This is a genomic window from Aminobacter carboxidus (assembly GCF_014863355.1).
Taxonomy (GTDB): domain Bacteria; phylum Pseudomonadota; class Alphaproteobacteria; order Rhizobiales; family Rhizobiaceae; genus Aminobacter; species Aminobacter carboxidus.
On record NZ_JACZEP010000006.1, the window covers coordinates 288,304 to 307,440 of the forward strand.

Below are 19,137 nucleotides of genomic sequence, written 5' to 3' on the forward strand. Positions count from 1 at the left end.
TCAATATACTGAAGTGTGCTTTCAACCTTGCCGAGAAGGGAATCTTAAAGCTTGCTCATATAGGTATTGCAAATATTCGCGCCGAAACGCGAAGGAGAACAAGCTGGGGGGCGAGTTCATTTCGCCGAACATGTGACGAGGCAACGCAACATCAGATCACGGCTTCAGCTCTTCGGACTGCTGTGGCCCTTCATCGCCGTTGTCCTGATCCAGACCGTCATTGCCGGTGCCAGCCTCTATACGCTTTCGGCCGTACGCGCCTATGCCGCCGGCGAAAGCGCCTGGTCGAAGGGCCACAAGGACGCGATCTATTACCTGACGCTCTACGCCAACACCGGCGAGGCGCAGTATTACGAACGGTTCCGGCAGTCGATTGCGGTGCCGCTGGCCGACCGCGACGCGCGGCTGGCGATGGAAAAGCCTGTGCTCGACTATGACGCCGCCTTCGACGGCTTCAGCCGCGGCGGCAACCATCCGAGCGACAATCCCGGCCTGATCTGGCTGTTCGACAACTTCCGCCACGTGCCTTACCTGTCCAACGCTGTCGACCGCTGGGTCGACGCCGATCCGAAGATACTGGAAATCGCGGCACTCGGCGAAGCCATGCATGCCGATATTTCGACCAACCATGCGACGCAGCACGAGCTTGCGGCATGGAAGCGCAGCATCCACCGCCTGCACGAAGAGACGGCGCCGCTGGCCGAGGCCTTCTCGGTTTCGCTCGGACGCGGATCGCGCGACATCACGGCACTGCTGCTCTGCGTCAATGTGATCACAGCCGGGCTGCTGATCCTGCTGGCGATGCGGCGCACCGGCAATCTGCTGGAACAGCGGCGGGCTTTTGAAAACGCGCTGAATGCCGAGCGGGAGCGTGCCCAGATCACGCTGGCCTCGATCGGCCAGGCCGTCGTTGCGACTGACGCCGACGGGCGGCTCGACTACATGAACGAGGCGGCGGAGATCATGCTGGACTGGCATGGCGCCAGCGCCAAGGGCAAGCCGCTCGACCAGCTGTTCAGGCTGGTCAGCGACGACGAAGACAACGACCACGAAGACAACGGCTTCATCGCGCGCGTACTTTCAGGCGAGGCGATCGGCGGCAGCGGCGTGCCGCAGCAGCTGATGCGGCCCGACCTTTCGAGCGTCGCGGTGTCGCTGGTGGCAGCCCCGCTCTATGTCGACGAAAAGGTGGCGGGCGCGGTGCTGGTGTTCCACGACCGCACCAAGGAGCAGGAGTTCCTGGCGCAGCTGTCGTGGCAGGCGACCCATGACACGCTGACGTCGCTGGCCAACCGGCGCGAATTCGAAGCGCGGCTGAATGCATCGCTTGCCGCTTTGGCCAAGCGCCCGGCGGTGCATGCCCTGATGTATCTCGACCTCGACCAGTTCAAGATCGTCAACGACACTTGCGGCCATGCCGCCGGCGACGAGCTTTTGCGCAAGGTGTCGGCCGCACTGCGCAACCAGTTGCGCTCCAGCGACCTGCTGGCGCGCCTCGGCGGCGACGAGTTCGGCATCCTGATGGAGAACTGCCCCGAAGAGCTCGCCGCAAGCACCGCGGAGCGGCTGCGCATGGCGGTCGACGAGCTGAACTTCGTGTGGGCAGGACGGGCCTTCAAGATCAGCGTCAGCATCGGCGTCGTCGGCATGCCGGATGCCAGCATGACGCTGGAAGAGATCCTGCGCAGCGTCGATGTCGCCTGCTACATGGCCAAGGAGCGTGGCCGCAACCGCATCCAGATCCAGCAGATCGGCGACATGGAAGTGGAGCAGCGCCTCGGCGAGATGGCCTGGGTGCAGCGCCTGCGCGAGGCACTTGAGCAGAACCGCTTCCGCATCTTCGCCCAGGAGATCGTGCCGCTGCATGGCGATGACGCGGCGGGTGCGCATGTCGAACTGCTGATCCGGCTGGCCGATGCCGAGGGCAAGCTGATCGCGCCCGGCGTGTTCATTCCGGCAGCCGAACGCTACGGGCTGATGCCCTTGATCGACCGCTGGATGGTGCGCTCGGCTTTCGACATCCTTGCTCGGCAAACCACTGATGCGACGCCGATAAGCACCTGCGCCATCAACCTGTCCGGCGCAAGCTTCGGCGACGACAGCTTCGCCGACTTCGTGCTGGAGCAGTTCGCCCGCAGTGGCGTTTCGCCCGCCACGATCTGCTTCGAGATCACCGAGACCAGCGCGATTGCCGACCTCGACCGCGCCGCACATTTCATTGGCACTTTGCAGGCGCATGGCTGCCGCTTCTCGCTCGACGACTTCGGCTCGGGCATGTCGTCGTTCAGCTATCTCAAGGCCCTGCCCGTCGACTATCTCAAGATCGACGGTGGCTTCGTTAAGGACATGCTGGTCGACCGCATCGACCGCGCCATGGTCGAGATGATCCAGCATATCGGCGAGGTGACCGGCAAACGCACGATCGCCGAATTCGTCGAGAACAACGACATCGCCCGAGTGCTGCGCGACATCGGCGTCGACTATGCGCAAGGCTACTGCATCGCCAAGCCGCGACCGTTCGGCGAGCGTTATGTCGGGATCAAGAGCCGCAGCTTCGAGGCGAGGACCGAAGCGTCTGACGCGGCGCTCGCAAGCTGAGGTTTCCTGGCGAAAATCGAAAAGCGGCGCGACAGTGCCGGCCTCGTCGTTTCCGACATGGGGAACTGAAATGATCAGGACTTTCGCCGGCACCACCGTTCTTGCGGCTGCCCTTGGACTTGCGACGCAGGCGCATGCGTCCGTTCCATTGCTCAATGCCACCTGCCCCGGCGAGATCGAGGTCCATGCCGACGAAGGCGGACCGGTCTACGTCAACGGCAAGGAAGGCGAGCTCAAGAAGTTCAATGACAACTACTTCGAGATCAAGGGCGCTGGAGTGACGATCTCGCTGAGCATCAACCCTGACGGTTCGCCCAGCGTTACCTATACCGGCAAGGGCGGCGCCAACTGCACCGTCAAGGTCGGCTGACCCAGCAAAGCTCAGATCATTTCCAGCGGACGCTTGCCGGCCGGCGGCGGGAACATGCGGTCAAGCTCGGCGAGATCCTGCGGGGCGAGACGGATATCGCGCGCGGCGGCGTTCTGCCTGACATGATCGAGGCGCGTCGCCTTAGGGATGGCGATGACGCCACGCTGCGCCATGACCCAGGCAAGCGCTATTTGAGCGGCCGTTGCATCGTGACGGGCAGCGATGGCTGCGAGGCCCTTGTTGTCGGCCAGCGCGCCCTGCTCTACCGGCGAATAGGCCATGACAGGCACGCCGGCTTCCCGGCACCACGGCAGAAGGTCGAATTCGATGCCGCGTCGCGTCAGGTTGTAGAGAACCTGGTTGGTCTGGGCGCCCTTGCCCGCGCGCAGCCGACCCATCTCCTCCATGTCGTCGGCATCGAAATTGCTGACGCCCCAATGGCGGATCTTGCCCGACTGGCGCAGCTCCTCGAATACGGCGATGGTTTCCGACAATGGCACGCCGCCACGCCAATGCAGCAGATAGAGGTCGATGCGGTCGGTATGCAGGCGCTTGAGGCTCGCCTCGCAGGCACGGATTACGCCGTTGCGCGAAGCGTTGGACGGCAGCACCTTGGAGACCAAAAAGACCTCGTCGCGGCGCCCGGCGATCGCCTCGGCGACAATTTTCTCCGAACCGCCATTGGCATACATTTCGGCGGTGTCGATCAGCGTGACGCCGAGATCGAGGCCGAGGCGAAGTGCTGCGACCTCGTCGGTGGCGCGGCTGCGGTCCTCGCCCATCATCCAGGTGCCCTGGCCGAGGATTGGCACGGCTTCGCCCGAAGGCAGCATCGTGGTTACGGACGGTGAAGGCATGGCGGTCTCCTAGGCGGTTTGCGCCAGCTTACCGCACCGGGGCAAGTTGGCTACTGCATCGACACTGCGGGTGGACAGAAGGGCCGATACGGCCGTCTTCGGCAGGTGTTCCAGACGGGCTGGAAAGCACCGGATATCACCGTCCGAAAGCCCTTGTGGGTCGCGTAAAAATCGCTTCGCTTAAAACTTGACTCCAAATATCAAGTTAATGTAGCTCAATTCCATGGCCGTCGACCGGCCTGTGGGGTGGTCAAGCAACATACTGATATATCGATCTTCTCTCGGATGCCTGAACGAGAGTCCGACCGCCTGCGCTTCGGTTCTCATTGCCAGTGTTTTGAATGGCGCGTCGAGAACCCGGGCTCATCATCAATCAGGCGCCTGGTCTTCCCCAGTGAAGACGCACATCAGAAGCTAGCAGCTCTTTTTCCATAGCGAGCCACTGATTCCTAAAATTCCGAGGAACACAGTGAACAATCATCACATCATCCGTTGCAGCACATTCGCGCTTGCGGCCGTCTGCAGCACCATCACGCTTGGCGTGGCGAACGCCCAATCGTCCAACAGTGCGGAGCAGCCTGCCAAGCCGGCCAAGTCAGATCGGAAGGCCCCGGCAACGAGCCCATTGGTGCTGCCGCCCATCACCGTCAGCGCCGGCAGCGACACGAAGGCGCCCTATCAGACGCCCGGCGGCGTGAGCGTTGTCGACGGCAAGATCGTCCAGGAAAGGTATGGCGGCGACGCCAATGCCATCGTTCGCGGCATGCCGGGAACGTTCACGCGTATTTCCTCCAGCCAGCCCGGCGTGTCGGTGAACATCCGGGGCTTCGAAGCCGACGGCCGCGTGAACACCATGATCGACGGCGTGCCGCAGACATTCAGGAACACGGCGGGCCACGCCTCCACGGGCGGCGAGTTGCTCTACATCGACACCAACCTTCTTGCCGGCATCGGCGCTGAACGCGGAGCGGTCAACGGCGCCTATGGCATGGGTTCGCTGGCAGGTGCCGTCAATTTCCGCACCATCGACTTCGAGGACGTCGTGCTCGAGGGCCAGGACCGGGGCGTCAAGACGACCGTCAAGGCGAGCAGCAATGGCTACGGCGCTTCGGGAATGGTCGCGGCAGGGGCGCGTACCGATCTGTCCGGAGGCGGACAGGCGTCGATCGTCGGTGCGTTCAGCTACGGCGAGCATAGCAATTACCAGCGCGGCGACGGTACCTACAACAAGCCTGACGCCAGCAACAAGCCCGGGTCGGGCCTGGTGAAACTGCACCTCCAACCAGACGACGTGCACGACCTGAAGCTGGGCGCGCGCTGGTACACGAACGACTTCCTGGTTTCAGGCTATAATTGGGGCGTCGACAACGCGACCTACACGGCCAACTACAAATACCAGCCGGGCGGCGACTGGATCGACCTCAGGATCAACGGCTACTACAATCGAACCGACATGTCCTACGACCCGACGTCGGGTGGATCGTACCGCAAACGCAACACGCGCGACTTCGGCTACGGCTTCGACATCGCCAACACCAGCCGCTTCGACATCACCGACGAACTCAGCGCGCGCTGGGACTATGGCGCGGCCTATTCTTCCAACGACTACAAGGTGAACCTGTTCCGCGGCGCCAATCCGCCCGGGCACATGCAGAAGGCGCGCGCCTTCAGCGACCTCACCCTGTCGCAGGGCATGTTCGAACTGAGCACCGGTCTCAACTACGACTATTGGGACCTGAGCGGGCGGCAGAGCCCGTGCAAGCCGAATGTCGGCTTCTGCCCGCCGACCGGCGGCAATGTCGATGTCTCCAGGCACGAGTCCGCGCTCAACCCCAAGATCACGCTCTCGGCAAAGCCACTGGACTGGCTGCAGCCTTACGTGACCTACGCCCATACGTTCAGGCCGCCTTCGGCGCGCGAGGCGCTCTGGGCGCTGGTTCCGATCGGATCGGGCGTCGGCGGCGGCCAGTATTCCAACTTCTTCCTCAACCCCGAAACATCAAAGGGTTGGGAAATTGGCACCAACATCCTCAGAAACGACGTGCTGCTTGGCGGCGACGAGCTGCGCCTGAAGGTGAACTACTTCAACAACGCCATCGACAACTACATCGTCAACAACCTGATCCGCATTCCGGGCGATCCCTACGAGCGGGCGATCTGGGTCAATGTACCCGGCACCACGCACTCCCGCGGCTTCGAGGTCGAGGGCGGCTATGATGCGGGCGTTGCCTACGTCAATCTCTCCTACACGCAGGCGAGCAACAACCAGCCGGTCGGCTGGGGTGCCGGCATCGGCAATGGCGATTCGTCCTTCCTGCCGGAAAGCAAGGTCACTGTCGATGTGGGTATCCGCGCGTTCGAGGAAGCGCTGACTGTCGGGGCGACCATGAACCACGTCGGCGGCAGCCGCTACGCGGTCGGTTTCGGCGATACCGCAACCAAGGAGGCCTATACGCTGTTCAACGCCTACGCCTCGTACAAGTTCAACAGGAACGCCACGGCGTTCATGAACATCGAGAACCTGACCAACGTGGCCTACAGCCCGGCTGTGTCGGGCGAGATGGGTGAGAAGACCGGGCGCGGGCGCGCCATCACGATGGGGCTGACAACCCAGTTCTGACGGCGGCGCACCTGTCGGCGAGGGGCAAGGTGGGAACCCTGCTCCTCAGAGGCGCCGCGCGGGTCGCCTGGCCACTATGGCCGGCTCAGACCGGTGCCGTTTCGAGCAGCACTGCGACCAGCATGCCGGCGGCCATGAGGGCCAGCACGGTCTTTTTCATCAAGTTCATTCGAACATCCTTGACCCGGTTCTTGCTTGGGCATGATCTAGCCGAAAACCGGTTGCCGCTTTTCGGGACCATGGCCTGACTCAGAGCTTGATCGCCCTGAGCCGGAGCGCGTTGGCAATGACCGACACCGACGACAGGCTCATCGCGGCGGCGGCAATCATCGGCGACAGAAGCGTGCCGAGGACCGGATATAGGATGCCGGCAGCCACCGGAACACCCAGGACGTTGTAGACGAAGGCGAAGAACAGGTTTTCCTTGATGTTGCGGATGGTGCCCTGGGCGAGCTTGCGGGCCCGGACGATGCCGCCCAAATCGCCCTTGACCAGCGTGATGCCGGCACTTTCCATGGCGACATCGGCGCCCGTGCCCATGGCGATGCCGACATCGGCGGCGGCAAGGGCGGGCGCGTCATTGACGCCGTCGCCGGCCATGGCAACGCGCTGCCCCTTGGCGCGAAGCTCGTCGACCAGCGCCTTCTTGCTCTCCGGCAGCATGTCGGCACGGACCTCGTCGATGCCGAGTTTTTCGGCGACGGCCCTGGCGGTGCGGGCGTTGTCGCCGGTTGCCATGATGATCTTGAGGCCGAGGTCGTGGAGTTCGCGGATGGCAGTGGCAGCCGAAGCCTTGATCGGATCGGCGACGGCGACGATGCCGGCCGGCTTGCCGTCGATGGCCACGAACATCGCCGTCTTGCCGTCGCCACGCAGGACGTCAGCGCGGGAAGCGAGATCGGCGAGATCGAGCCCGAGATCGGCCATCATGGCAGCGTTGCCCAGCGCCACCTTGCGGCCGGAGACGGTGCCTGAGACGCCCTTGCCGGTGATCGAATCGAAGTCCTGCGCGTCTGGAACAGTGACACCGCGCCTTCCTGCGCCGTCGACGATGGCCTCGGCGAGCGGGTGCTCCGAGCCTTTTTCGAGGCCGGCGGCGAGCGACAGCAATTCATCTTCGGAGATGCCGCTTGCTGCGACCACGTCGGTCAGTTGCGGCTGGCCCTCGGTCAGCGTGCCGGTCTTGTCGACGATCAGCGTGCCGACCTTGGCGAAGCGCTCCAACGCCTCGGCGTCCTTGATCAACACGCCGGCCTGGGCGCCGCGACCGGTGGCGGTCATCACCGACATCGGCGTGGCGAGGCCGAGCGCGCAGGGACAAGCGATGATCAGCACCGACACCGCCGAAACGGTGGCAAAGACCATGCTCGGCTCGGGGCCGAAGATCGCCCAGACGATGAAGGCGGCGATGGCGATCAGCACCACCGTCGGCACGAAATAGAACGAGACGCGATCGGCAAGGCCCTGGATCGGCGCGCGGCTACGCTGGGCCTTGGCGACCATGTCGACGATCTGCGACAGCACGGTCTCGGCACCGACCTTGTCGGCACGCATGATCAGCGAACCGTTCTTGTTGAGCGTGCCGCCGGTGACCCTTTCGCCCTCGACCTTTTCGACCGGCACCGGCTCACCCGTGATCATCGACTCGTCGACCGAGGAGCGGCCTTCGAGCACGACACCGTCGACCGGAACGGCATCGCCGGGGCGGATGCGCAGGCGGTCGCCACTGGCCACGTCCTCCAGCGGCACCTCGGTTTCCGATCCGTCATCGGCGATGCGGCGCGCTGTCTTGGGCGCAAGGTCGAGCAGCGCGCGGATCGCCGAGCCAGTGCGCTCGCGCGCCCTGAGCTCCAGCACCTGACCGAGGAAGACGAGCGCGACGATGACGGCTGCCGCCTCGAAATAGACCGGCACCGAGCCGCCATGGCCGCGGAACTGATGCGGAAACAGGTCGGGGAACAGCGTGGCGACGACGCTGTAGATGTAGGCGGCGCCGACGCCGAGCGAGATCAGCGTCCACATATTGGGGCTGCGGTTGACGACCGAGTCCCAGCCGCGATGGAAGAACGGCAGCGCCGCCCAGAGCACGACGGGCGTTGCCAGGATGAGCTCGAGCCAGGCGGCCAGCGGCTCGCCGATCCAGTCGCGCACCGGCAGGCCGACCATCGGCCCCATGGCGATGACGAGAAGCGGAATGGACAGTGCCGCGCTGACCCAGAAGCGCCTGGTGAAATCGACGAGCTCGGGATTGGGGCCATCGTCGGCGGAAGGCATCATCGGCTCCAGCGCCATGCCGCAGATCGGGCAGGAGCCGGGCTTGTCGCGGATGATCTCGGGGTGCATCGGGCAGGTGTATTGCGAGCCCTTAGGCGCGACCGGGGCAGCCGGCTTGCCGGAAAGGTACTTTGCCGGCTCGACCTTGAACTTGTCCTCGCAGCTAGATGAACAGAAATAGTAGCCGCTGCCTTCATGCTTGACGAAATGCCTGGCGCTGTCGCGGGCCACGTCCATGCCGCAGACCGGGTCCTTGGCGCTGACATATTTTCCGGGTGCCGCCTGGAACTTGTCGTGGCACGACGCACTGCAGAAATGAAACAGGTGGCCTTGATGTTCGAGCGTCGGCTTGCCGGCTGCGGGATCGACTGTCATGCCGCAGACCGGGTCGCGAACCACCGCTTCGGGCGTGGTTTGGTGTCCGTGATGCTGATGGGCGTGTCCGGCGTGATCTTCGGTGTGCTTCATTTGATAAAATCCAGTATATGCAGCGGCATGAACCAGTAAGGTAGATGTTCCACCTACTGGAAGGTCAAGGCTTCCACGGGATGGAATGTCGTCCGGGCTGCGCGCTGCCGGGACGGGCTTACGCGAGTACGGATGCAGCATGACGGGCAGTGCTAGAACCAGTGAGACTTCCCTATCCGGCCAGGGCTTGGTGAAAGTCCATGCTTGCCATTTCTGGCAGGAGATGGAACTAAAACGAGCGGTCGAGATCTACGTGGCGCCCTGGGCACAAGATTGTGGCGTGGCCATCGAATACTGCGACGAGCTGGGCAAATCCGACCTCGTGCTGATCGGGCCGTTCGCACCCAAGAACCAGAATGTCGGCCGCACGCGCATGCCCGACGTGCCAGCCGGCGACTACGAACGCGTGTTCCTGACGGGCGAGAACGCGACGCCGCTGATGGACCATTGCGAATGGGCGCTGGCTTTCGACCACGAGGCCGACATCGGCAGCGAACGCTACATGCGCTACCCGCTTTACGTCTGGGGTAGCGGCGGCGGCTCGATCCTGCACCGGTTGGCGGAACGACAGCCCGAAACGCCTGAAGAGCGCCTGGCCCGGCCGCATTTCTGCGCCTTCATCTACGGCAACAAACGCGCCAAGCTGCGCCGCTGGCTGTTCCGCGCCCTGTCGCTGTACCGCAAGGTCGACGCGCCCGGGCGGGTGCAGCGCAATTGTGCCCCGATCGGCAACTCGCTCAACGACAAGCTGACATTCCTCAAGGACAGGCGCTTCACCATCGCCTTCGAAAACAGCAGTGCGTCGGGCTACACGACCGAGAAGATCGTCGATGCGATGCTCGCCGGCAGCGTGCCGATCTACTGGGGCAACCCGCGGGTCGCCGAAGACTTCGACGAGCGCTGCTTCATCAACTGGCATGCCCACGAAAAGCGCATCTGCGACACACTTGCGCTCGGCTGGCAGCCGCTGGCGCGGTCGCGCTTGATGCGGAAGCTGGCGACGCCGCTGACGTTGATTTCGGTCGCGCGGCGAACGGTCGAGGCCGACCGCAACCCGGCTCTCTACGAGGCCTTCTTCGCGCAAAGCCCGCTGACGGACTATTCGCGCCAGTTGCTCGACGAAAAAGCGATCGCCGGGCGCTGGGCAACGATGCTGAGGGCAGCACAGGCGCGGGCAAAGGCCAAGCCGGGCCTTGCTGCACGATGAGCGGAGCCCGGATCTCGGCCATACCCATGGCAAACAAATCGCGCTATAGACGCCGCCACAAGGGCGAGGCCAGCCGGGGTAGATGAACAAAGTTCCGCTCAAACTCGAACAGCTAATCGACGCGGACGCGCTGCGCCGCGAACTGACGGCGCAGACCAGCGACGGCGACGGCACCGACCCCGCCGTGCGGGCCAAGGCCTTGCTGCTGTTCAAGGAGCGGATCGCCGCCGGGAAGGCCGTCGCCGAAAAGCTGCTGATGGAAGACAGCGGCGGCACCTGCTGCGCGGTGCGGATTTCGCACCTGATGGACGAGATCATCCGCGTCCTCTACGACTTCGCCGTCACCCACGTTTACCGAGCCAAGAACCCGTCCTCGGCGGAGCGCATGGCGGTCGTGGCCGTCGGCGGTTATGGCCGCGGCACACTGGCCCCCGGCTCCGACATCGACCTGTTGTTCCTGCTGCCCTACAAGCAGACGCCGTGGGGCGAACAGATCGTCGAATACATGCTCTACATGCTGTGGGACATGGGGCTGAAGGTCGGCCACGCCACCCGCAACATCGACGAGTGCCTGAGGCTTTCGCGCAGCGACATCACCATTCGCACCGCGATCCTCGAAGCCCGCTTCGTGTGGGGCGAAAAGCCGCTCTGCGACGAGCTGATCGACCGCTTCGACAAGGAGTTGGTGAAAGGCACCGGGCCCGAATACGTGCAGGCCAAGCTCGCCGAGCGCGACGGCCGCCACGCCAAGGCGGGCGAAAGCCGTTATCTGGTCGAGCCCAACATCAAGGACGGCAAGGGTGGTCTGCGCGACCTGCACACGCTGTTCTGGATCGCCAAATATTACTACCGCGTGCGCACCGGCGCCGAGCTGATCAACAAGGGCGTGTTCACCGAAGGCGAATACGGCCAGTTCGTCGAGGCCGAGGATTTCCTCTGGGCGGTGCGCTGCCACATGCACTTCTTGACAGGCAAGCCGGAAGAACGATTGCATTTCGACATCCAGCGCGAAATCGCCCAGCGTCTTGGCTACACCACCCAGCCCGGGCTTTCGGCGGTCGAGCGTTTCATGAAGGACTACTTCCTGGTGGCCAAGGAAGTGGGCGACCTGACCCGCATCTTCTGCGCCGCGCTGGAAGAAGAGCAGGCCAAGGACGCGCCTGGCTTTCACGGGCTTTTGCAGGGCTTTTCCAGGCGGCGGCGCAAGCTTGCCGGCACCAGCGACTTCATCATCGACAACCAGCGCATCAATATCGCCGACGACAAGGTGTTTGAGCGCGACCCGGTCAACATGCTGCGCTTCTTCTGGTTCGCCGACCGGCACGGGCTGGAGCTGCATCCCCATGCGCTCAAGCTTTTGACCCGCTCGCTCGGGCTCGTCGACAAGGGCCTGCGCCGCAACGAGGAGGCCAATCGCTACTTCCTCGACATCCTGACCTCGGACCGCAGCCCAGAGCTCAACATGCGCCGCATGAACGAGGCCGGACTTCTCGGCCGGCTGATCCCGGACTTCGGCAGGATCGTCGCGATGATGCAGTTTTCGATGTATCACCACTACACCGTCGACGAGCATCTGCTGCGCTGCATTGGCGTCTTGTCGGAGATCGAGCATGGCGACGGCGCCAAGATCCATCCGCTCAGCCACTCGCTGATCGGCGGTCTGAAGAAGCAGCGCGAAGTGCTTTATGTCGCGGTGCTGCTGCATGACATCGCCAAGGGCCGGCCGGAGGACCATTCGGAAGCCGGCGGCAAGATCGCCCGCCGCATCTGCCCGCATATGGGGCTGTCGCCGACCGACACAGAGACCGTGGCCTGGCTGGTCGAGAATCATCTGGTGATGTCGATGACGGCGCAGACGCGCGACCTCAACGACCGCAAGACCATCGACGATTTTGCCGACGTGGTGCAGTCGGTCGAGCGGCTGAAGCTTCTGCTGATCCTGACCGTCTGCGACATCCGCGGTGTCGGCCCGGGCGTCTGGAACGGCTGGAAGGGCCAGTTGCTGCGCACGCTGTATTACGAAACCGAACTTCTGCTGACCGGCGGCTTTTCGGAACTGTCGCGAGCCGAACGCACGGCCGCCGCGCGCGAGACGCTGGCGGCAGCACTTTCCGAGTGGCCGGAGAAGGCGCGGCAGAAATACGTCAAGCTGCACTATGACAACTATCTGCTGACCGTCGACCTGGAAGACCAGAAGCGCCATGCCGAGTTCATCCGCGGCGCCGACGCCGCCGGCAAGCAGCTGTCGACGATGGTGCGGACGCACGAATTCGAAGCGGTCACCGAGATCACCATCCTGGCGCAGGACCATCCGCGCCTGCTGTCGGTGATCGCGGGTGCCTGTGCCGCCGCCGGCGGCAATATCGTCGACGCGCAGATCTTCACCACCGCTGACGGGCGCGCGCTCGACATCATCCTCATTTCGCGCGAGTTCGACCGCGACGAGGACGAGCGCCGCCGCGCTGAACGCGTCGGCCAGCTGATCGAGGACGTGCTGTCGGGCCGGGCATGGCTGCCCGAAATGATCGCCAAGCGCGCCAAGCCCAAGCGCGGCCAGAAGACCTTCCGCATCCAGCCGCGTGCCGAAATCCGTAACGCGCTGTCGAACCGCTTCTCGGTCATCGAGGTCGAGGGCCTCGACCGCCCCGGCTTCCTGTCGGAGATCACGGGCGCTTTGTCCGACCTGTCGCTCGACATCGCCTCGGCGCACATCACCACCTTCGGCGAAAAGGTGATCGACACCTTCTACGTCACCGACCTGACCGGCCAGAAGATCGACAACCCGACACGGCTCGAGAACATCCGCACCCGCCTGATCGCAACGCTGGAGGGCGCAACCGCCGAGCGGACCAAGGCCAAGGCGGCAGCCGCGGAATGATGCCAGCCATGATCCCGCCCAAATCCGCAAGGCATCGTCGCGCCCCATGTCCCTGATCAAGAAATTCGCGACAGTTGCGTCGGGCACGCTGATGAGCCGGGTGCTCGGCTTTGCCCGCGAAATGCTGATGGCGGCAGCGCTCGGCACCGGGCCAGTGGCCGATGCCTTTTATGCCGCGTTTCAGTTTCCCAACACCTTCCGCCGGCTGTTTGCCGAAGGCGCCTTCAATGCAGCCTTCGTACCCTTGTTCGCCAAGGAGATCGAAGCCAACGGCGTCGAGGGCGCCAAGCGCTTTTCGGAAGAAGTGTTCGGCGTGCTGTTTTCGGCACTTCTGGTGCTGACCATCGCCATGGAACTGGCGATGCCGCTGATCGTGCGCTTTGTCGTGGCACCTGGTTTCGCCGATAATCCCGAGAAGTACGATATGACGGTGGCGCTCGCCACCATCATGTTCCCCTATCTGATCTGCATGTCACTGGCGGCGATGATGAGCGGCATGCTCAATTCGCTGCGCCGCTATTTCGCCGCGGCGATCGCGCCTGTTTTCCTCAACATCATCCTTGTCGGCGTGCTGGCCAATGCCTGGTATCGCGGCCATGACGGGCTGACTGTCGGTTATGCGCTCGCCTGGGGCGTGCTGGCGGCTGGACTTGTGCAGCTGATCATTGTCTGGATCGCCGTGCGCCATGCCGGCATAGCCATCGGCTTCCGCCGGCCCAAGCTGACGCCCAACGTCAAGCGCCTGCTGTGGTTGGCGCTGCCGGCGGCGATCACCGGCGGCATCACCCAGATCAACACGCTGATCGGCACGGCCATCGCCTCGGGCCAGGATAGTGCCGTGTCGTCGCTGAACCTTGCCGACCGGGTCTACCAGCTGCCGCTCGGCGTCGTCGGCGTTGCAGTGGCGATCGTTTTGCTACCCGAACTGTCGCGGGCGCTGAAGTCGGGCAACAAGGTCGAGGCCGCCAACCTGCAGAACCGCTCGGTCGAGTTCACGCTGTTCCTGACCTTGCCGGCGGCGGCGGCATTGCTTGTGATCTCCGAGCCGATCGTGCGCGTGCTCTACGAGCGCGGCGCCTTCGCCGCCTCCAACAGCACGCCGGTGGTCTCGGCGATCCTCGCCATCTTCGGCCTCGGCCTGCCGGCCTTCGTGCTGATCAAGGCGTTCACGCCAGGCTTCTTTGCCCGCGAGGACACGCGCACGCCGATGTATTTCGCCGCCATTTCGGTGGCCGTGAACATTTCGGTCGCACTGACGCTGTTTCCCTCCTGGGGCGCGCCCGGCATTGCCGCGGCATCCGCCGTCGCCGGTTGGGTCAACGCGGCAATGCTGCTCGCCACGCTGGTCTGGCGCGGTCATTGGGACCGCGACGCGGCCCTTTTGAAGCGCATTCCGCGCCTGATCGTCGCCTCGGCCGTCATGGCCGGCGGACTTTGGTTCGCCACCCGCGAGGCCGATCAGTGGCTCGGGTCGGCCGCGCCATTCTACACCCAGGCAGCAGCGCTGGCCGTGCTGGTGACGGGTGCGATGATCGTCTATTTCGGCGTCGCCTTCGGCATCGGCGGTGCGGATGCCGGCATGATCCGACGCAACATCAGGCGCAATCGTGGCAACACTCCCCCCACTGCAGTCGAGCCCGACTGACGATTTGCTCGCGGTCTCTCGGCTGATTTCTTAAGCATTCGCGGGCGATAAATCAGGCTCATGGAATATGACGACTTCAGTCGTCCATAGTGCAGTGGAATGGGACCCGGGCCCGATGCAACAAGGCATGAGGCTTCATTACATCGACTGGCTGCGGGTCTCAGCCTTTGCCATCCTGATCCTGTACCACTCTTCGGTCGCCTTCTTCCCCGACCTCTCCTGGCTGATCAGATTGAGGGGGTGCGACTTCAGCGGCTGAGCAGGTGTGCGGACAAGCGCGGGGACCTCACTGTGCTTTTGTCGGCGCTGAAACAGCCCTTGGAGGCGCCGCCGCATATCTACCTGGTGACCGCGGAACCGGGATCGATCAGGGCGCTGCATTCGAGCATTTCTTCCCACCATCCAGCTTTGGCCATCGGCGCGATGTGACCGACCGCATCGGGCCATGGCTGGATCCGTACAAGATCGTTCCGCCCGTCGATGCCGAGTTTCAGCTACGCGCAGCGAACGCTGGTATGGCGTTTGCTTCAACGCAGGAGATCCATCTGAGTATCTGGCATCCTGTGGCTGAAGGACTGGATCGTTTGACACTTGCGGTAAACAGCCAGCCTGCAGCAGCCCGGATATCGACACCACGCAAGGCAGGCGATCTCTGGAACGCGACAGCGACGGTCGATGCCGTGTTGCTGGCGGACGACTACACGGTGTTGGAATTGCACTTGAGCAGGTTACAAAGGCTTGCCAGGAACCGGCCAGGACTCGGTGTTGCCGAAATCAGGGTTGTGCCGTTGGGTTGGCGGCGCGTCATCAACCGCCTCGCACAGGTGTTCGCCTCGATTGGCCCAGCACGCCGACCCTCTTGATAGCAAAGGCGCCATCGTTCATAAGCGCCACTCGAATTTCGCCGCGCGCGAAACGGCCCTCCACAAGCCACGGGATCCATCATGACCGCCTTCAAGCCGCTCATCTTCTCCGGCGTCCAGCCGACCGGCAATCTACATCTCGGCAACTATCTCGGCGCCATCCGCAAGTTTGTCGCTTTGCAGGACACCAACGAATGCATCTACTGTGTCGTTGACCTGCACTCGCTGACGGCCCAGCTCGTCCATGACGACCTGCAGAGCCAGACACGCTCGATCACCGCCGCGTTCCTGGCTTCCGGCATCGATCCGAAGAAGCACATCGTCTTCAACCAGGCGCGCGTTTTGCAGCATGCCGAGCTTGCTTGGATCTTCAATTGCGTGGCGCGCATCGGTTGGATGAACCGGATGACGCAGTTCAAGGACAAGGCCGGCAAGGACCGCGAGAACGCCTCGCTGGGCCTGCTCGCCTATCCGAGCCTGATGGCTGCCGACATCCTGCTTTACCGCGCCACCCATGTGCCGGTCGGCGAAGACCAGAAGCAGCATCTGGAGCTGACCCGCGACATCGCCCAGAAGTTCAACAACGACTTCTCGGCCCGCATCGCCGATCTCGACATCGGCGTCGAGATGCAGGTCGGCGAAGAAACGGTCAACGGCTACTTCCCGATCACCGAGCCGATCATCGGCGGGCCTGCTGCGCGCATCATGTCGCTGCGCGACGGTTCGAAGAAGATGTCGAAGTCGGACCCGTCCGACCTGTCACGCATCAACCTGACCGACGATGCCGACACGATCTCGAAGAAGATCCGCAAGGCCAAGACCGACCCGGCGCCGCTGCCGAGCGAACTCGACGAGCTGAAGGAACGCCCCGAGGCGGAAAACCTCGTCGGTATCTATGCCGGCCTGGCCGACACGACCAAGGAAGAGGTGCTGCGCCAGTTTGCCGGCCAGCAGTTCTCGGTGTTCAAGCCGGCCCTTGCCGACCTCGCGGTCGACAAGCTGGCGCCGATCGCCGGCGAGATGCGCCGCCTGATGGCCGACCCCGGCCATATCGACGCCGTGCTCCGCGACGGTGGTGACCGCGCCCGCGCCATCGCCGAAACGACGATGAAGGACGTGCGCGACATCATCGGCCTGCTCGGCGACTGACAGCAACCTCGGCGCTGGCTGCTTGCGGGCAGCCGGCGCCGGTGGCAGATTGGAGCCTGTTCCATCCGAAAAGTTCGGGATGGGGCTCTCTTGTTGGAGCATGATCTTGTCCGAAAACCGGGTTCCACTTTTCGGGATCATGCTCTGGAACATTGCGCAACACGGGTAGAACATGGTCTCCAAACGCCTCAGCAAGGAAGCCGGCCACCGGCGCAAGTTCCTGGCGATCATCGACGACACGCCGGAATGCGAGCGCGCTGTCGCCTACGCCTCCAAGCGCGCCAGAAGCACCAGCGGCGTGCTGGTGCTGCTCTATGTCATCGAACCCGACGACTTCCAGCATTGGCTGGGCGTCGAAAAAATCATGCGTGAGGAAGCCACCGCTACGGCCAACGCAGCGCTCGACGGCCATGCCGCCAAGGTGCGCGAGAACCTTGGCATCGAGCCGGAGCTTGTGGTGCGCGAAGGCCGCCCGGCGGACGAGATCCACAAGCTGATTGAAGATGACCAGGATATCGCTATCCTGGTGCTGGCCGCAGGTGCCGGCAAGGAAGGCCCTGGGCCGCTTGTCGCCTCGATCGCCGGCAAGGGTGCCGCCTTCCCGATTCCGGTGACGGTGGTGCCGCAGAACCTGTCCGACGAGGACATCGACAGCCTGGCCTAGCCCCTGGCCTAATAGACTGGGCGCAACATATTGGCGCGGAGGCGTGCCAGCGGCTTGAATGTCGGCCGTGCAAAGCCTAATTAGAACTATTCCAAACTGAGACATCCCGCGCGCGCGGGCACGGAGACACGTCCATGTTCATCCAGACCGAAGCGACCCCCAATCCGGCGACGCTGAAGTTCCTGCCGGGCAAGGAAGTTTTGCTCGAAGGCACGGCCGATTTCCGTGACGCCGAAAGTGCGCGCGCGGCTTCGCCGCTCGCCGGCCGGCTGTTCGACATTGCTGGTGTCACCGGCGTGTTCTTTGGCTACGACTTCATCACGGTGAGCAAGGACGGCCCCGACTGGCAGCACCTGAAGCCGGCGATCCTCGGCTCGATCATGGAGCATTTCATGTCGGGCGTGCCCGTCATGGCCGGCCAGGCCGCCGGCGGCGGTGGCCATCATGACGACCAGAACGAATTCTTCGACAAGGCCGACGCCGAGATCGTGGTGACGATCAAGGAACTGCTCGACACGCGCGTGCGCCCGGCGGTTGCCCAGGACGGCGGCGACATCACCTTCCGCGGCTACGAGAACGGCACCGTGTTCCTGCACATGAAGGGCGCCTGCGCCGGCTGCCCGTCGTCGACGGCGACGCTGAAGCACGGTATCCAGAACCTGCTCCGCCACTTCGTGCCCGAGGTCCAGCAGGTCGAACAAATCTCCTGAGACCCAAAAGCCTCGTATCAGACAACAAAAAACCGGGCCAAAGTGCCCGGTTTTTCGTTTGCGTCGTCCGTGTTGCCTGGACGGCTCGCTGTTATTTCACAATCACCTTGGCGCCGACTTCGACGCGGTTGTAGAGGTCGATGATGTCCTGGTTCATCAGGCGGATGCAGCCCGACGACATGGCCTTGCCGATGGAGCTCCACTCCGGCGTGCCATGCAGGCGGTAACCGGAGTCGCCACCCTTGTTGAAGAGGTAAAGGGCTCGGGCGCCGAGCGCGTTCTTGGGGCCGCCGGGCATGCCACCCGACCATTTGGCGAGCTCGGGCTGGCGCTTGATCATCGCGGGCGGCGGCGTCCACACCGGCCATTCGCGCTTGACCGCGATGCGGGCCGTGCCCTGCCACTCGAAGCCCTCGCGGCCGACGCCGATGCCGTAACGCATAGCCTTGCCCTCGGGCTGGACGAGGTAGAGGAACTTCTGGCCGGTATCGACGACGATGGTGCCGGGCTGCTCATCGGTTTCGTAGCGCACGATCTGGCGATGGAACTGGCGCGGAACCTTGCTGATCGGGATCGTCGGCAGCTGGTAGCCGGCATCGACGCGGCCGCCGTAGTCGTTGGAGAACATGCGCGACACGCCGTCGGTCGAACAGCCCGCCAGAGCGGTGGTCAGCGCCAAGGCGGCGACAATGGCAAGAGACTTCAATCGCATGTGGGGTTCCCAAGCAAGAGCGGATCCGGACCGATTCGGCCTCATTTTTGCCACCATTCTTAACGGGCGGGCGTTTTGCTTGCCAAGCCTTGCGTGCCCGTTAAGCCACGCGCGGGTTAACG

General features: G+C 63.7%; 15 protein-coding genes. 11 read left to right on the forward strand and 4 right to left on the reverse strand.

Features of this window, described 5'->3' with window-relative positions; translation table 11 throughout:
• Positions 1 to 132: 132 nt before the first annotated feature.
• Both IHE39_RS19975 and IHE39_RS19980 read left to right on the forward strand, forming a co-directional pair.
• Positions 133 to 2,598 carry an EAL domain-containing protein gene (locus tag IHE39_RS19975; RefSeq protein WP_192567710.1) on the forward strand — a complete coding sequence of 822 codons (2,466 nt, stop codon included), beginning with the start codon at positions 133 to 135 and terminating at the stop codon, positions 2,596 to 2,598.
• Positions 2,599 to 2,668: 70 nt separating this feature from the next.
• Complete coding sequence (locus IHE39_RS19980; protein WP_192567711.1) at positions 2,669 to 2,968, forward strand: hypothetical protein; 300 nt, start codon at positions 2,669 to 2,671, stop codon at positions 2,966 to 2,968.
• An 11-nt stretch (positions 2,969 to 2,979) separates the two neighbouring features.
• Here IHE39_RS19980 and IHE39_RS19985 read toward each other — a convergent pair whose 3' ends face one another.
• The gene (locus IHE39_RS19985) at positions 2,980 to 3,825 is read right to left on the reverse strand and encodes an aldo/keto reductase (RefSeq protein WP_192567712.1); all 846 of its coding nucleotides are present in this window, start codon (positions 3,823 to 3,825) and stop codon (positions 2,980 to 2,982) included.
• 469 nt (positions 3,826 to 4,294) lie between these two features.
• Between IHE39_RS19985 and IHE39_RS19990 the strand changes: the two genes are divergently transcribed.
• Complete coding sequence (locus tag IHE39_RS19990) at positions 4,295 to 6,445, forward strand: TonB-dependent receptor domain-containing protein (RefSeq protein WP_192567713.1); 2,151 nt, start codon at positions 4,295 to 4,297, stop codon at positions 6,443 to 6,445.
• A gap of 85 nt (positions 6,446 to 6,530) precedes the next feature.
• Here IHE39_RS19990 and IHE39_RS19995 read toward each other — a convergent pair whose 3' ends face one another.
• The gene (locus IHE39_RS19995; protein ID WP_184770199.1) at positions 6,531 to 6,686 is read right to left on the reverse strand and encodes a hypothetical protein; all 156 of its coding nucleotides are present in this window, start codon (positions 6,684 to 6,686) and stop codon (positions 6,531 to 6,533) included.
• 8 nt (positions 6,687 to 6,694) lie between these two features.
• The gene (locus IHE39_RS20000; protein ID WP_192567714.1) at positions 6,695 to 9,187 is read right to left on the reverse strand and encodes a heavy metal translocating P-type ATPase; all 2,493 of its coding nucleotides are present in this window, start codon (positions 9,185 to 9,187) and stop codon (positions 6,695 to 6,697) included.
• Between the two features lie 280 nt (positions 9,188 to 9,467).
• Between IHE39_RS20000 and IHE39_RS20005 the strand changes: the two genes are divergently transcribed.
• The 8 genes from IHE39_RS20005 (at position 9,468) to IHE39_RS20035 (ending at position 18,303) form a co-directional block, all read left to right on the forward strand.
• The gene (locus IHE39_RS20005) at positions 9,468 to 10,394 is read left to right on the forward strand and encodes a glycosyltransferase family 10 domain-containing protein (RefSeq protein WP_192567715.1); all 927 of its coding nucleotides are present in this window, start codon (positions 9,468 to 9,470) and stop codon (positions 10,392 to 10,394) included.
• A gap of 82 nt (positions 10,395 to 10,476) precedes the next feature.
• Complete coding sequence (locus IHE39_RS20010) at positions 10,477 to 13,272, forward strand: [protein-PII] uridylyltransferase (protein ID WP_192567716.1); 2,796 nt, start codon at positions 10,477 to 10,479, stop codon at positions 13,270 to 13,272.
• Positions 13,273 to 13,318: 46 nt separating this feature from the next.
• Positions 13,319 to 14,917 carry a murein biosynthesis integral membrane protein MurJ gene (gene murJ / locus IHE39_RS20015; protein ID WP_192567717.1) on the forward strand — a complete coding sequence of 533 codons (1,599 nt, stop codon included), beginning with the start codon at positions 13,319 to 13,321 and terminating at the stop codon, positions 14,915 to 14,917.
• 127 nt (positions 14,918 to 15,044) lie between these two features.
• Positions 15,045 to 15,176: a hypothetical protein gene (locus IHE39_RS30995; protein ID WP_281399387.1), complete on the forward strand. Its 132-nt coding sequence runs from the start codon at positions 15,045 to 15,047 to the stop codon at positions 15,174 to 15,176.
• A 166-nt stretch (positions 15,177 to 15,342) separates the two neighbouring features.
• Positions 15,343 to 15,780 carry a hypothetical protein gene (locus tag IHE39_RS20020; RefSeq protein ID WP_192567718.1) on the forward strand — a complete coding sequence of 146 codons (438 nt, stop codon included), beginning with the start codon at positions 15,343 to 15,345 and terminating at the stop codon, positions 15,778 to 15,780.
• Positions 15,781 to 15,861: 81 nt separating this feature from the next.
• Positions 15,862 to 16,929, forward strand: coding sequence for a tryptophan--tRNA ligase (gene trpS / locus IHE39_RS20025; protein WP_192567719.1), 1,068 nt, complete (start codon positions 15,862 to 15,864; stop codon positions 16,927 to 16,929).
• Between the two features lie 172 nt (positions 16,930 to 17,101).
• Positions 17,102 to 17,593, forward strand: coding sequence for a universal stress protein (locus IHE39_RS20030; RefSeq protein WP_184770192.1), 492 nt, complete (start codon positions 17,102 to 17,104; stop codon positions 17,591 to 17,593).
• A 134-nt stretch (positions 17,594 to 17,727) separates the two neighbouring features.
• On the forward strand, positions 17,728 to 18,303 hold the full coding sequence (locus IHE39_RS20035) for a NifU family protein (protein ID WP_184770191.1): 576 nt from the start codon (positions 17,728 to 17,730) through the stop codon (positions 18,301 to 18,303).
• A gap of 91 nt (positions 18,304 to 18,394) precedes the next feature.
• Here IHE39_RS20035 and IHE39_RS20040 read toward each other — a convergent pair whose 3' ends face one another.
• Positions 18,395 to 19,015, reverse strand: a complete 621-nt coding sequence (locus IHE39_RS20040) for a L,D-transpeptidase (protein ID WP_192567720.1) — start codon at positions 19,013 to 19,015, stop codon at positions 18,395 to 18,397.
• Positions 19,016 to 19,137: the final 122 nt, after the last annotated feature.